16 protein-coding genes and 1 pseudogene are annotated in these 13,361 nt (G+C 59.4%); 14 read left to right on the top strand and 3 right to left on the bottom strand.

The window, feature by feature from the left end:
• Positions 1 to 61: 61 nt before the first annotated feature.
• From ACIOU6_RS12235 to ACIOU6_RS12180, 12 genes are all read left to right on the top strand, one after another.
• A complete protein-coding gene (locus ACIOU6_RS12235) occupies positions 62 to 697 on the top strand; it encodes a MotA/TolQ/ExbB proton channel family protein (RefSeq protein WP_221733720.1) in 636 nt (211 codons plus the stop codon).
• Positions 694 to 1,122, top strand: a complete 429-nt coding sequence (locus ACIOU6_RS12230; RefSeq protein ID WP_401136521.1) for an ExbD/TolR family protein — start codon at positions 694 to 696, stop codon at positions 1,120 to 1,122. The genes ACIOU6_RS12235 and ACIOU6_RS12230 overlap by 4 nt, the downstream gene beginning before the upstream one ends.
• Positions 1,122 to 2,132: a tetraacyldisaccharide 4'-kinase gene (lpxK, locus tag ACIOU6_RS12225; protein ID WP_401136518.1), complete on the top strand. Its 1,011-nt coding sequence runs from the start codon at positions 1,122 to 1,124 to the stop codon at positions 2,130 to 2,132. Before ACIOU6_RS12230 ends, lpxK begins: the two co-directional genes overlap by 1 nt.
• A 22-nt stretch (positions 2,133 to 2,154) precedes the next feature.
• A complete protein-coding gene (locus ACIOU6_RS12220; protein WP_187677807.1) occupies positions 2,155 to 2,340 on the top strand; it encodes a Trm112 family protein in 186 nt (61 codons plus the stop codon).
• Positions 2,337 to 3,101 (top strand): 3-deoxy-manno-octulosonate cytidylyltransferase, encoded by a 765-nt coding sequence (gene kdsB, locus ACIOU6_RS12215; protein WP_221733710.1) that lies wholly within the window; start codon positions 2,337 to 2,339, stop codon positions 3,099 to 3,101. The genes ACIOU6_RS12220 and kdsB overlap by 4 nt, the downstream gene beginning before the upstream one ends.
• Entirely contained in the window at positions 3,101 to 3,565 is a 465-nt protein-coding gene (locus tag ACIOU6_RS12210) for a low molecular weight protein-tyrosine-phosphatase (RefSeq protein ID WP_401136514.1), read from the top strand. The genes kdsB and ACIOU6_RS12210 overlap by 1 nt, the downstream gene beginning before the upstream one ends.
• On the top strand, positions 3,562 to 4,581 hold the full coding sequence (gene murB, locus ACIOU6_RS12205; protein ID WP_401136512.1) for a UDP-N-acetylmuramate dehydrogenase: 1,020 nt from the start codon (positions 3,562 to 3,564) through the stop codon (positions 4,579 to 4,581). Before ACIOU6_RS12210 ends, murB begins: the two co-directional genes overlap by 4 nt.
• A 247-nt stretch (positions 4,582 to 4,828) precedes the next feature.
• On the top strand, positions 4,829 to 5,299 hold the full coding sequence (locus ACIOU6_RS12200) for a (2Fe-2S)-binding protein (RefSeq protein WP_221733707.1): 471 nt from the start codon (positions 4,829 to 4,831) through the stop codon (positions 5,297 to 5,299).
• The gene (locus ACIOU6_RS12195; RefSeq protein WP_401136509.1) at positions 5,296 to 7,617 is read left to right on the top strand and encodes a molybdopterin cofactor-binding domain-containing protein; all 2,322 of its coding nucleotides are present in this window, start codon (positions 5,296 to 5,298) and stop codon (positions 7,615 to 7,617) included. Before ACIOU6_RS12200 ends, ACIOU6_RS12195 begins: the two co-directional genes overlap by 4 nt.
• A complete protein-coding gene (locus tag ACIOU6_RS12190; protein WP_221733705.1) occupies positions 7,617 to 8,597 on the top strand; it encodes an XdhC family protein in 981 nt (326 codons plus the stop codon). Before ACIOU6_RS12195 ends, ACIOU6_RS12190 begins: the two co-directional genes overlap by 1 nt.
• On the top strand, positions 8,594 to 9,190 hold the full coding sequence (locus ACIOU6_RS12185; RefSeq protein WP_401136506.1) for a nucleotidyltransferase family protein: 597 nt from the start codon (positions 8,594 to 8,596) through the stop codon (positions 9,188 to 9,190). The genes ACIOU6_RS12190 and ACIOU6_RS12185 overlap by 4 nt, the downstream gene beginning before the upstream one ends.
• Positions 9,191 to 9,331: 141 nt before the next feature.
• Positions 9,332 to 10,198 (top strand): carboxylate/amino acid/amine transporter, encoded by an 867-nt coding sequence (locus ACIOU6_RS12180; RefSeq protein ID WP_401136503.1) that lies wholly within the window; start codon positions 9,332 to 9,334, stop codon positions 10,196 to 10,198.
• A gap of 46 nt (positions 10,199 to 10,244) precedes the next feature.
• Here the strand turns inward: ACIOU6_RS12180 and ACIOU6_RS12175 are convergent.
• Positions 10,245 to 10,853: pseudogene (locus tag ACIOU6_RS12175) on the bottom strand (mechanosensitive ion channel family protein); the annotation flags it as partial.
• Positions 10,854 to 11,066: 213 nt separating this feature from the next.
• On the opposite strand from ACIOU6_RS12175, the gene ACIOU6_RS12170 reads away from it, so the two are divergent.
• Positions 11,067 to 11,618: a hypothetical protein gene (locus ACIOU6_RS12170; protein ID WP_401136501.1), complete on the top strand. Its 552-nt coding sequence runs from the start codon at positions 11,067 to 11,069 to the stop codon at positions 11,616 to 11,618.
• 232 nt (positions 11,619 to 11,850) lie between these two features.
• On the opposite strand, the gene ACIOU6_RS12165 is transcribed toward ACIOU6_RS12170, so the two are convergent.
• Both ACIOU6_RS12165 and ACIOU6_RS12160 read right to left on the bottom strand, forming a co-directional pair.
• Complete coding sequence (locus ACIOU6_RS12165) at positions 11,851 to 12,384, bottom strand: hypothetical protein (RefSeq protein WP_401136498.1); 534 nt, start codon at positions 12,382 to 12,384, stop codon at positions 11,851 to 11,853.
• A gap of 17 nt (positions 12,385 to 12,401) precedes the next feature.
• Positions 12,402 to 12,803: a hypothetical protein gene (locus tag ACIOU6_RS12160; RefSeq protein WP_401136496.1), complete on the bottom strand. Its 402-nt coding sequence runs from the start codon at positions 12,801 to 12,803 to the stop codon at positions 12,402 to 12,404.
• Between the two features lie 272 nt (positions 12,804 to 13,075).
• Here ACIOU6_RS12160 and ACIOU6_RS12155 point away from each other — a divergent pair, with 272 nt between their 5' ends.
• Positions 13,076 to 13,309, top strand: a complete 234-nt coding sequence (locus ACIOU6_RS12155) for a hypothetical protein (RefSeq protein WP_242461448.1) — start codon at positions 13,076 to 13,078, stop codon at positions 13,307 to 13,309.
• Positions 13,310 to 13,361: the final 52 nt, after the last annotated feature.

Here is a 13,361-nt window from a genome sequence, read left to right as displayed (position 1 = left end):
GCGGGTCTTAATCATGAACCGGTATGGTAAAGTGGCGCACTTTTTCGAGGGGACTGTCACTGTGTGGGAATTGGTCAAATCCGGCGGCTGGATGATGTTGCCGATCATTCTGAGTTCCATCGCGGCCATGGCGATTGTCGCCGAGCGCCTGTGGACCCTGCGCGCCAGTCGCGTCACTCCCGAGCATCTGCTGGGTCAGGTCTGGGTCTGGATCAAGGACAAGCAGCTCAATAAAGAAAAACTCAAGGAATTGCGCGCCAATTCGCCGCTGGGGGAAATCCTCGCCGCTGGCCTGGCCAACTCCAAACATGGTCGCGAGATCATGAAAGAGTGCATCGAAGAGGCCGCTGCCCGGGTCATTCACGAGCTTGAACGCTACATAAATGCACTGGGCACCATCGCCGCCATGGCGCCTTTGTTGGGCCTGCTCGGCACCGTACTGGGCATGATCGATATTTTCAGCGCGTTCACCGGTTCCGGCATGGGCACCAACGCCTCGGTGTTGGCCGGCGGTATTTCCAAAGCGCTGATCACCACCGCAGCGGGCCTGATGGTTGGTATTCCGGCGGTTTTCTTCCACCGTTTCCTGCAGCGCCGCATCGATGAACTGGTGGTGGGCATGGAGCAGGAGGCGATTAAACTGGTTGAAGTGGTGCAGGGCGACCGTGACGTCGATCTGGCTGAGGGCAAAGCGTGAAATTCCGTCGCAAACCCCGGGAAACCGTGGACATCAACCTCGCGTCGCTCATTGACGTGGTGTTTATCCTGCTGCTGTTTTTCGTCGTGACCACCACCTTTACCCGTGAAACCCAGTTGCGCGTCGATTTGCCAGAAGCGGTCAGCGGCTCGCCCGCCGAAGATCAGCAGGTCAAGCAGATCGACGTCGCCATCAGCGCCGAGGGCGTGTTTTCGGTGAACAACAAGATTCTGCCGAAAAACGATCTGGCCACCCTGATGGAGGCCATGCAGAAAGAATCCAACGGCGACACCAGCCTGCCGTTGTCGATCAGTGCCGATGGCAAAACTCAACACCAATCGGTGATCACTACCATGGACGCGGCCGGCAAGCTCGGTTTCAGCCATCTGCGCATGACCACGGTCGAGGCGGCGCCCAAATCCTGATGAGCCTGTCTGATCGCTTGCTCGCCGCGTGGTATCAGGGGCACCCGGCCCTGACGCTGCTGCGGCCGCTGGAAATGTTGTACCGCCGCGTGGTGGTCAACAAACGTCAGCGTTTTCTTGATGGCGAAGGTGAAATCTACCAGCCGCCAGTGCCGCTGATCGTGGTCGGCAACATCACCGTCGGGGGCACGGGCAAGACACCGATGATTCTCTGGCTGATCGAACACTGCCGGCGCAGCGGTTTGCGTGTGGGCGTGGTCAGTCGTGGCTACGGCGCCAAGCCTGCGCAACTGCCATGGCGAGTTGAGGCCGATCAAAGCGCCGATATCGCGGGCGATGAACCGCTGCTGATTGTTCAGCGCACCGGCGTGCCGCTGATGATCGACCCCGATCGCAGCGCCGCCGTCAAAGCCTTGCTCGAAAGCGAACCGCTGGATCTGATTCTGTCCGACGACGGCATGCAGCATTACCGTTTGGCCCGGGATCTGGAGTTGGTGCTGATCGACGCCGCCCGAGGTCTGGGCAATAAGCGCTGCCTGCCTGCCGGGCCATTGCGCGAGCCGATTGAACGTCTGCAAAGCGTCGACGGTGTGCTGTTTAACGGTGCGCTCGATGATCGCGACGACGGTTTCGCCTTCCGTCTTCAACCCACCGCGCTGGTCAATCTGCGCAGTGGCGAACGTATGCCGCTCGATCATTTTCCGGCCGGTCAGGCTGTGCACGCGGTCGCCGGGATTGGCAATCCGCAACGTTTCTTCAATACCCTCGAAGCGCTAGACTGGCGACCTGCCCCCCATGCGTTTGCCGACCACGCCGAATACAGCGTGCAGGCCTTGAATTTCACACCGTCATTGCCATTGGTGATGACCGAAAAGGACGCGGTGAAGTGCCGTGCCTTCGCTGCTGCCGACTGGTGGTACCTGGCGGTCGATGCGGTGCCGTCGCCGGCCTTTGTGGCCTGGTTCGACACACAACTGATGCGCCTGTTGCCGGATCGTCTTTTGCCTTAACTCTTTTATCCAGGGAATGTTCATGGACACCAAATTGCTCGACATCCTCGCGTGCCCTATCTGCAAAGGCCCGCTCAAGCTCAGCGCCGACAAGACCGAGCTGATCAGCAAGGGCGCCGGTCTGGCATACCCGATCCGCGACGGCATCCCGGTGATGCTCGAGACCGAAGCCCGCACCTTGACCACCGACGAGCGCCTGGATAAATGACCACAGCCTTCACCGTTGTCATCCCGTCGCGATACGCCTCCACTCGGTTGCCGGGCAAACCGCTGCTGTTGATTGCCGGCAAACCGATGATCCAGCACGTCTGGGAACAGGCGAGCAAAAGCAGCGCCACCCGCGTGGTGGTCGCAACGGACGATGCGCGCATCGTTGAGGCGTGCAAAGGGTTTGGCGCCGAAGTGGTTTTGACCCGTGAAGATCACAACTCCGGCACCGATCGTCTGGCTGAGGTCGCGGCGAAACTGGGGCTTGAACCCGACGCGATCGTGGTCAACGTGCAAGGCGATGAGCCGCTGATTCCACCGAGCGTGATCGATCAGGTCGCCGCCAATCTTGCGGCCCACACCGAAGCGCGGATGGCCACGTTGGCCGAGCCGATCGAGGACGTGGAAACCCTGTTCAACCCGAACGTGGTCAAGGTCGTCAGCGACCTCAACGGCCTGGCGCTGACGTTCAGCCGTGCCACCTTGCCGTGGGCCCGCGATGCCTTCGCCAAGAGCCGCGAGCAACTGCCCGAAGGCGTGCCGTACCGTCGCCACATCGGCATTTATGCCTACCGTGCTGGTTTCTTGCAGGACTTCGTGAGTTGGGGGCCGTGCTGGCTGGAAAACACCGAATCCCTCGAGCAACTGCGTGCCTTGTGGCATGGCGTGCGTATTCATGTGGCTGACGCTCTGATCGCGCCGCCGACCGGTGTCGATACCGCCGAAGACCTCGAGCGCGTTCGTCGCCTGCTGGAGGCCTGATGCGTGTTCTGTTTGTGTGCCTGGGCAACATTTGCCGGTCACCGACTGCCGAAGGCGTGCTGCGCCGCAAACTGCGTGAGGCCGGGTTGGCGGATCAGGTTGAAGTGGCTTCTGCCGGTACCGGTGACTGGCACGTCGGCAACCCGCCGGACAAGCGCAGCCAGGCCGCGGCCAAAGTGCGTGGCTATGACCTGTCGGCGCAGCGCGCGCAACAGGTCAGCCGTGCCGATTTCGCCAGTTACGACCTGATCCTGGCCATGGATAACAGCAATCTGCGCAATATCAAGGCGTTGCAACCGTCTACCGGCAAAGCCGAACTGGATCTGTTCCTGCGTCGTTATGCCGGTGTGGTCGATGAAGTGCCAGATCCGTATTACGACGGTGATCAAGGTTTCGAGCAGGTGCTGGACCTGATTGAGGCGGCCTGTGACCAGTTGTTGATCGAAGTGAAGGGCCGTTTATGAGTTTGCAGGTGCAACCCCGGGTTTCCCTTAAACCGTTCAACAGCTTTGGCGTTGATGTGCGGGCGCAACTGTATGCCGAAGCCCACAGCGACGCCGATGTGCGTGAGGCGCTGAGCTATGCCGCTGCTCACCAGGTGCCGTTGCTGGTGATCGGTGGCGGCAGTAACTTGCTGCTAACCGCTGACATTGCGGCGCTGGTGCTGCGCATGGCCACACGCGGTATCCGCGTGATCAGTGATGACGGCAACCGTGTGGTGATTGAAGCCGAAGCGGGCGAACCGTGGCATGCGTTTGTGCAACACACCTTGGCACAGGGTTTCTCCGGACTGGAAAACCTCAGCCTGATTCCCGGCACCGTTGGTGCAGCGCCAATGCAGAACATCGGTGCCTACGGTGTCGAGATCAAGGATGTGTTTGCCGGGCTCACCGCGCTGGATCGTCAGAGCGGCGAGCTGCGCGATTTCACCCTGGAAGAATGCAACTTCGCCTACCGCGACAGCCTGTTCAAACAGGAGCTGGGGCGTTGGCTGATTCTGCGGGTGCGCTTCAGACTCGATCGCGTGGCACATCTGCACCTGGAGTACGGCCCGGTGCGTCAGCGCTTGACCGAACAGGGCATCGAACAGCCGACGCCCACCGACGTCAGCCGCGCCATTTGCAGCATTCGCAGCGAAAAACTGCCGGACCCGGCAGTGCTCGGCAATGCTGGCAGCTTCTTCAAGAACCCGCTGGTGTCGGCGGCGCTGGTGTCGCAGATCAAGGAGCAGCACCCGGATCTGGTGGCGTACGCGCAGCCTGACGGGCAGATGAAGCTGGCGGCCGGTTGGCTGATCGAGCGCGCAGGCTGGAAAGGTTTCCGTGAGGCCGATGCCGGCGTGCATAAATTGCAGGCGCTGGTGTTGGTCAATTACGGGGCAGCGACCGGCCTGCAATTGCTCGATCTGGCGCAACGTATCCAGAAAGATATTGCCGCGCGTTTCAATGTCGAGCTGGAAATGGAGCCCAATCGTTATTGAGGCTACGCTTGCCGAACACCATCCGAAGCCCTGCACCGATTAAAAAGTGCAGGGCTTTTTTGTTAACGTTGGGTTAACTTAGCGAGCTAACGATACCAGCCATTTGCTCCATCAAAGGCCCGGTGCAGGCGTTCCCGTCGGCACAAGAGAGCCTCATTAGCCTGAGTCGATCTGCGTGAACCCACCGTTGCTTTTTCGGCAGCAGATTGCTCGACCCCATAACCTCCATGAATATGCGGGCGTGCCCATGATTACCCTGAAACTTAATGGCCAAGACCATTCCCTTGATGTCACCGAAGACATGCCCCTGCTCTGGGCCATTCGCGACGTCGCCGGTTACAACGGCACCAAGTTCGGCTGCGGCATGGGCTTGTGTGGCGCGTGCACGATTCATATCGACGGCTTGCCGGCACGCAGTTGCATCACGCCGATCGGCTCGGTCGTCGGGCAGAACGTTACGACCATCGACAACCTGCACGCTGATCCGGTCGGGCAAGTCGTCCAGCAAGCCTGGCTCGACAGCGCCGTGGCCCAGTGTGGTTTTTGTCAGGGCGGGCAGATCATGTCGGCCACTGCATTGCTGAAAACCAACCCGAACCCGAGCGACCAACAGATCGAAGAAGCGATGGTTGGCAATATTTGCCGCTGTGGCACCTACAACCGAATCAAAACCGCGATCCGTCAGGCTTCCACTCATTTGAAGGAGGCCAAGGCATGAGTCGTCTACCCCATGATTTCGCCCTGAGCAATCTCAGCCGTCGCGGTTTTCTCAAAGGCGCCACCGCCACCGGTGCACTGGTGTTGGCAGCGAGTTGGGGTTGGCAGGATGCGTTGGCTGAGGACAAACCGAACAAGTTCGGCGCCGACGGCATGCCCAACGGCTGGATCGACGATCCGAAGGTTTACGTCAGCATCGCCGGTGATGGCACCGTAACCGTGGTCTGCAACCGTTCCGAGATGGGCCAGGGCGTGCGTACCAGTCTGACCATGGTGGTGGCCGACGAGTTGGAGGCCGATTGGGCTCACGTCAAAGTCCAGCAGGCACCGGGCGATGAAGTGCGTTTCGGTAACCAGGACACTGACGGTTCGCGCAGCATGCGCCACTGGTATGAACCGATGCGACGCTGCGGCGCGGCAGCCCGGACGATGCTGGAACAAGCGGCGGCCGAGCAGTGGAAAGTGCCGGTTGGCGAGTGTCACGCACAGTTGCACAAAGTGCTGCATAAACCGTCCGGCCGTGAGCTGGGGTATGGCGAACTTGCCGCTGCGGCCAGTGCGTTAGCGGTGCCGGCGCGTGACAGTCTGCGCCTCAAGCAGCCGTCCGAATTTCGCTACATCGGGAAGGAGGGCACCAAAGCCATCGACGGTGATGACATCGTCAAGGGGCGCGCGGTGTACGGCGCCGATGTGCATTTCGATGGCATGTTGTACGCCACCATTGCCCGGCCAGCGGTGTATGGCGGCAAGGTCAAATCGCTGGATGACAGCGCCGCGCTGAAGGTCCCCGGCGTGCTTAAAGTGATTCAGATCGAAAGTCGTCCGTTGCCCTCGGAGTTCCAGCCGTTGGGCGGAGTCGCGGTGGTCGCCAGTAACACGTGGGCGGCGATCAAGGGGCGCGAGGCGCTGAAGATCGAGTGGGATGACGGCCCGAACGCCAGTTACGACTCGGTTGCCTACCGCAAGGAACTGGAAGCCGCGTCGCTGAAACCCGGCAAAGTGGTGCGCAACACTGGCGATATCGACAAAGCCATGAGCGGCGCCGCGAGCACCCTCCAGGCCTCTTACTATTTGCCGCATCTGGCGCAAGCGCCGATGGAGCCGATGGTCGCGATTGCCCGCTTCAAGGACGGCCTCTGCGAAGCCTGGGCGCCGAGTCAGGCACCGCAGGTTACCCGTGAGCGAATCAGCGAGCGTTTAGGGCTGCCTTTCGACAACGTGACCGTTAATGTCACCTTGCTCGGCGGCGGTTTCGGTCGCAAGTCGAAACCCGACTTTGTCATCGAAGCGGCAATCCTCGCCAAGCAATTCCCCGGCAAAGCCGTGCGGGTACAGTGGACGCGCGAAGATGACGTTCACAATTCTTACTTCCACACCGTCTCCGCTGAATACCTGAAGGCTGGCGTCGATAAGGACGGCATGCCGTCCGGCTGGTTGCACCGCACCGTGGCGCCAAGCATTACCGCGCTGTTCGCGCCGGGCATGAATCATGAAGCGGCGTTCGAGTTGGGCATGGGCTTCACCAACATGGCTTATGCGATTCCCAATGTGCGTCTGGAAAACCCCGAAGCCAAGGTGCATACGCGGGTTGGCTGGTATCGCTCGGTGTCGAACATTCCCCATGGTTTCGCGATCCAGAGCTTTGTCGACGAACTGGCGCACAAGGCCGGTGAGGATCCGCTCAAGTACCAGATCAAGCTGCTTGGCCCGGATCGGCAGATCGACCCGCGCACGTTGAGTGAAGAGTGGAATTACGGCGAATCACCTGAGCGCTATCCGATCGACACCGGGCGCATGCGCACCGTGCTGGAAACCGCAGCCAAGGCGGCCGGTTGGGGGCGGAAATTGCCCAAGGGCCGTGGTCTGGGATTGGCGGTGCATTACAGCTTCGTGACTTACGTGGCGGCGGTGATTGAAGTCGAGGTCAAGGATGACGGCACGCTGATCGTGCACAAGGCTGACATCGCTGTGGATTGCGGGCCGCAGATCAACCCTGAACGCATTCGGTCGCAGTTCGAGGGCGCGTGTGTCATGGGCCTGGGGAACGCGGTGCTGGGTGAAATCAGCTTCAAGGACGGTAAGGTTCAGCAAGACAACTTCCACATGTATGAAGTGGCGCGTATGTCGCTGGCGCCCAAGGAAGTCGCGGTGCATCTGGTGACGCCGCCGGGCGATGTGCCATTGGGCGGCGTCGGTGAGCCGGGTGTGCCACCTATCGCGCCGGCGTTGTGCAACGCGATTTTTGCGGCGACGGGCCAACGTATCCGGAACCTGCCAGTGCGTTATCAGTTGCAGGGCTGGCAGAAGGCGAAAGCGTGATGGACAGCGTCGACCTGAACGTCCTGCGCAGCGTGCTCGAATGGCGCCGCGCCGGGCAGAGGGTGGTGCTGTTCAGCGTGGTGCAGACCTGGGGCACCGCGCCCCGGGCTCCTGGCGCGATGTTGGCGTTGCGCGAAGATGGCGTGGTGATCGGCTCGGTGTCGGGTGGGTGTGTCGAGGATGACTTGATCGCCCGTCTGCACGACGGACGCATCGCTACCGACGGGCCGCCCGTGCAATTGATCACTTACGGCGTTACCCGTGAAGAAGCGGCGCGCTTCGGCTTGCCTTGCGGTGGCACGTTGCGTCTGACTGAAGAGCGCGTCGGCGATCCGGCGTGGGTGGCCGAATTGCTCGCACGTTGCGAAGCACACGAGATTGTGGCGCGTGAGCTGAATATCGACACGGGTGAGGTGGTGTTGTCGCCAGCCAGCCAGTCTGATTCGCTGCTCTTCGACGGCAAAAAACTGCGTGCCATCTATGGTCCGCGTTGGCGTCTGCTGTTGATCGGTGCCGGACAATTGTCGCGTTACGTCGCGGACATGGCGCGGTTGCTGGATTTCGAGGTCTTGATCTGCGATCCGCGCACCGAGTTCGTCTATGGCTGGGAAGAGCATCACGGTCGTTTCGTCCCCGGCATGCCGGATGATGCGGTGTTGAGCATTCAGACCGACGAACGCACGGCGATTGTCGCGCTGACTCACGATCCACGCCTGGATGATATGGCGCTGCTCACTGCGCTCGATTCGCGGGCCTTTTACGTCGGCGCGCTGGGCTCGCGGGTCAACAGCCAGAAGCGTCGGGAAAATCTGGCCCAGCTAGGCTTGTCGGCACAGGCCATCAGTCGATTGCACGGTCCGATCGGGCTGCACATCGGCAGTCATTCGCCGGCGGAAATTGCTTTGTCCTTGCTGGCAGAAATCGTCGCGATCAAAAACGGCGTCGAGCTGAAACAGAAAAGGGCAGTGGAGGGCGCATGAGTCGATCCATTGCTGTGATTGTGCTGGCAGCGGGCGAGGGCCGTCGCTTTCGCGAAGTGGCGGGCGCCGACAAGGATAAATTACTGGCTGATTGCGCCGCACGTGATGGCGCCGTGCGTTCGGTGATCGAGCAGGTCTTGGTCAATCTGCCGGCCAGTCTCGACAAACGAATCCTTGTGACGACTGAAGCGCGGCCGCAGGCAATGCGCATGGCGCAGGCTTATGGCTGCGAGGTGGTGTCAATTGCATCAACCGGGATGGGCGACAGCATTGCAGCGGGTGTGGCGGCGTGTCCGGATGTGGATGGCTGGCTGATCGTGCTGGGGGATATGCCGTTTATCTTGCCGTCGAGTATCGAGCGGGTCGCCGCGGCAATGGCCGATGATGCGGTGAGTGTGCCGGTGCTGGATGGCGAGTTTGGGCATCCAGTAGGGTTCGGTCGTTCGTTGGGGGGGCGGTTGCAGGCGTTGTCCGGTGAGCGCGGCGCCAGACCTTTGTTCAAGCAGGGACGGGTGGTGGAAGTGGTGGTGGAGGATCCCGGGGTGCTTTGGGACATCGATGTGCCGCAGGCCTTGGTCTTTGCTCAACCTTGAGTTCGTTGGCGGTTCTTGATAGCCCTCTCCCGGAAGGCGAGGGGACTGACCAGGCATTTCTTTCGAGGTTTTTTTGCCTGCGATTTATCCGCTTCACGACAAAACCCGCTATCGTCGCCGCCATTCGAAACAGAGGCGAGCATGGGCTATCTACTTTTTGTCACGCTGATCCAGGCGTTTTCTTTCAGTCTGATCGGTGAATACCTGGCCGGTCATGTCGACAGTTACTTTGCGGTGCTGGTGCGTGTGGTGCTGGCCGGGCTGGTGTTCATCCCGCTGACCCGCTGGCGCTCGGTAGAACCGGCGTTCATGCGCGGCATGCTGCTGATCGGCGCCTTGCAGTTCGGTGTGACCTACGTTTGCCTGTACCTGAGCTTCCGGGTGCTGACGGTGCCGGAGGTGTTGCTGTTCACCATCCTCACGCCGTTGCACGTAACGCTGATCGAAGATGCGCTGAATCGCCGCTTCAACGCATGGGCGCTGGTCGCCGCTCTGGTGGCGGTGGGCGGCGCGGCGGTGATTCGTTTCGACCGTATCAACCCGGACTTCTTCATGGGCTTCCTGCTGCTGCAACTGGCCAACTTCACCTACGCCGCCGGGCAGGTGCTGTACAAGCATCTGGTGGCAAAACACCCCAGCGATCTGCCGCATTACCGGCGCTTCGGCTTCTTCTATCTCGGTGCGCTGGCGGTGGTGTTGCCAGCGTTCCTGATGTTCGGCAAAGCCAACTTCTTGCCTGAAGCGCCGCTGCAATGGGGGGTGTTGCTGTTCCTCGGTCTGGTCTCGACCGCGTTGGGCATGTACTGGTGGAACAAGGGCGCCTGCATGGTCAACGGCGGGACTTTGGCGGTGATGAACAACCTGCATGTACCGTTGGGCTTGCTGCTGAATCTGCTGATCTGGAATCAGCATGAGGAGCTTGGAAGATTGTTCCTCGGCGCGAGTGTGATTCTGGCGGCAGTGTGGATCAGCCGGTTGGGTATCCGCAAACCACTGGCCAGCGCATAACCCACTGTGGGAGCGAGCCCGCTCCCACCGTTTTTGGTTCGCGGTGTTACATCAAGTGTTTCTGGGCTTCGGGAATGTGGCTTGCACCCAACACCGCCGGCAGCAACCCCGTCCGCAGATCCCCGCCGCTTGGCTGCTGATACAGGCTCAGGCCGAACTCCGGCAACACCGCCAGCAGATAGTCAAAAATATCCCCCTGAATCCGCTCGTAATCGGCCCACGCCGTGGTGCGGGTGAAACAGTAGATTTCCAGGGGAATGCCTTGAGCCGTGGTCTGCATCTGACGGACCATGCAGGTCATGTTCGGCTGGATCTCTGCGTGGCTTTTCAGATACGCCAGCGCATAAGCGCGGAACGTGCCGATGTTGGTCATGCGTCGACGATTGGCGGACATCGCCGCGACATTGCCCTGGGCTTGGTTCCACGCCTTGAGCTCGGCTTTCTTGCGGCCCATGTAGTCGGTCAGCAGATGTACCTGGCTCAGCTTCTCTTCTTCATCATCGCGAATGAAACGCACACCGCTGGCGTCGATGAACAGGCTGCGTTTGATCCGCCGCCCGCCAGACTGCTGCATGCCGCGCCAGTTTTTGAACGACTCGGACATCAGGCGCCAGGTCGGGATCGAGACGATGGTCTTGTCGAAGTTCTGCACGCGTGAGCTTATTATTGAAATGGACATATCAAATTCATGAAAATCAATTAGTTACAAGAAAACGGTAAGTGTCCATTTTTCTTCGCTAATTTTGACAGCTCTCGAGCAGCGGCAACAGCTTCCGCCATATACGCGTTAGGTTGTGGGGATATGCAGGCATGCTAGTGATAGCCTATCCGAGCTTCTCGGCTACAATCGGCGCTTGCGGAATACATCATGATCAACCTCCATCGCTTAATCACTAAACTGTTTCCCGACCGCCGTCCTCAACAAGAGAAGAAGCGTGAGCGCGAGTTCATCCAGGCGGCCAACTCCTTGAAGACCCTCAAGGTGACACCAGAAGGCGGCATGTCCATCGACCCCGAAGAACTCCGCGAACAGATAGTCGCCTCGCGTGAGCAGTTGAAGCATCTTGTCCACAGGCCAGAAGCGCCTAGCCGATCATTTAGAGAAGTGGAAGATGCCCAGGTGGAACCGTTAGTGGGTTCCACCGTAGAGGCTCCTGTGAGCACCATGGACTGTATCGAGGTCGTGGCGTGGCGTCGGTTGCAGAGCGGCGCTACTGTGCGCTACATGTGCCTCCAGTCTACGAGTACGGGGCGATTCGCTGTCGCTACAGCCAGTCTGTTCACAGAGGGCATAGAGAGTCTTCCGACTTGGGTCGACGGCAATACCAACAGGCAAATCGCGAATGCCCTAAAGCTCGGTGATCTCCAGTGGTACGCGGCTGTGAGCGAGGCTATGGATGCTTGGGATGCGGAGCTTTGATGACCCTGAGCGTTCAGTTGGGGCGTGCCCTTTCGGGGAGGGGCTGTCGTAAACCGAGCCTTGGCGCAAGCGCCGGCATCTCAGCCCTTCGGGCGTCCATCCCACACGTCTGCGCGCTCCGCTTGCCCTATCCAGCCGCATAATTACCTGGCTTCGGATCGGGCGGTCAGACAAGCTGAGCTACATCCAAAACCACAGGAATCAGAGCTTTCGTAAGTTTAGGGGAGGTAGTTCAATCTTTGAAAAAAGCGCCGCAGGCTTCCATCAAAGCAGTCGCGTCATGGAGAGCTCGGTGGTGCCTAGTTGTTGGCAGTAGGCGATAAATGTCACTAGCCGCCTCCCGACCGACAAAAACTTCCAAAGGCTTCAACTCAAAGGTCAGCATCAGATCTGCGGCCTCGAAAAGCACATCGAGCCAAAAACCATCTTGTGGTGAATCGCTGCAAAGCACCTGCCCTGAAAACAGCTGATTCATATTTCTCGCTACAGCGTCTGGGGTATCACCTTCCTTAAGCAAATGATCCTGAGTGAGACCATGCATGTCTTGCGCATCGAATGACCAGTGCGTCCAGTACCGGACTGGCTTGATAAGCGAGCTGAAGGAGGTCTCACTCGACACGACGGCAACTTCAATGGGATAGCTATCTGGGGCTATCCCTGATGCCTCGAAATCGATAAAAAAAGAAGGTCGTTCCACCTTGCTGCTCCTGTTTGAGATTGCGATTTTCAGCGGCAGCTCCAATTGCTTATGTGTTTGCGCCACCATCGCTCGAACCAGCAGTGCTAGCTGTTAGCGGCCTTGGCAAGTCGATGGTTTTGCACATGCTGCATCTCACGCTCCCATTCATTCACAAATTTATCCCAGTCTGTGGCGTAGGGCCCATCAGGAACTCTGGTTGATCCGATGCTCGCTTGCAGAAAGCGTTCTCGCCAGGGCTGCGGAATAGTCTGCTCCAAGATGATGTCGATTCCGGAGTTGTGATGCTGCAGCGTGACACAATCCCGAAGCTGGTTGAGATCAAGTGCCTTGTCAGCATGAGGGGAGTATTTTCCTTCTAGACGGTCAAGGTCATCAAGGATGGATAAGGCATCGGACGCCCTCAAATCGCCTGGAGATATGTTCGCAAGCATCCACAAAGCCTTTCGTCTCTTGGCCTCCAGTTCGCGGAGTTCATCGTCGGGCATTTGAGTTACCTCTTGTTGGCGTTGATGGCGTGCCGCCTGCGGCGTCAGGCTGCTGTGAATCGAGCCCCGCCAAGGCGTGTCTCGTCCCTGCGGGCTCGCATCCCTCACGCCTGCGCGCTCCGCTTGCTTGGTGTCTGAGCCTATGGGAAGCATAGATCGCAACGCATCCTACCCTCATGATTCGGAGCTCGGCATCGCTATTCGAAGCGTTCTGTTATCGTTCTAAAAGTAATTTAGTCGCTCTTATTCATCAGCCTTCTGGGGAGCCGGGAATGGACACAACTCGACGCGTACTAGGCAGAGCCTACCAAACGGTTCGCGATCCTGAGCGTCTGCTCATTGAAGAGCGCGCCGAAGCTCTATCTGCTGCAGGCTACCCGCTGCCAGATGATGATCCGGCTATGTACGCTGAGCAGAGGCTCAAAGAGGCCAAGGAGGCTCGTTCAGCGCAAGTTGTTGGCGTTCCCGAACAAGCTTCAACTCAGAAAGATTTGCGAGGTACGTGAGAAGTGATCTTCGGTCGAAGTAGCCTGAAAATACGCTTTAACTAGAATGTAA

It is taken from the genome of Pseudomonas sp. NPDC087615 (assembly GCF_044743445.1).
Taxonomy (GTDB): domain Bacteria; phylum Pseudomonadota; class Gammaproteobacteria; order Pseudomonadales; family Pseudomonadaceae; genus Aquipseudomonas; species Aquipseudomonas baetica_A.
This window is presented reverse-complemented; position numbering and strand designations above follow the sequence as displayed.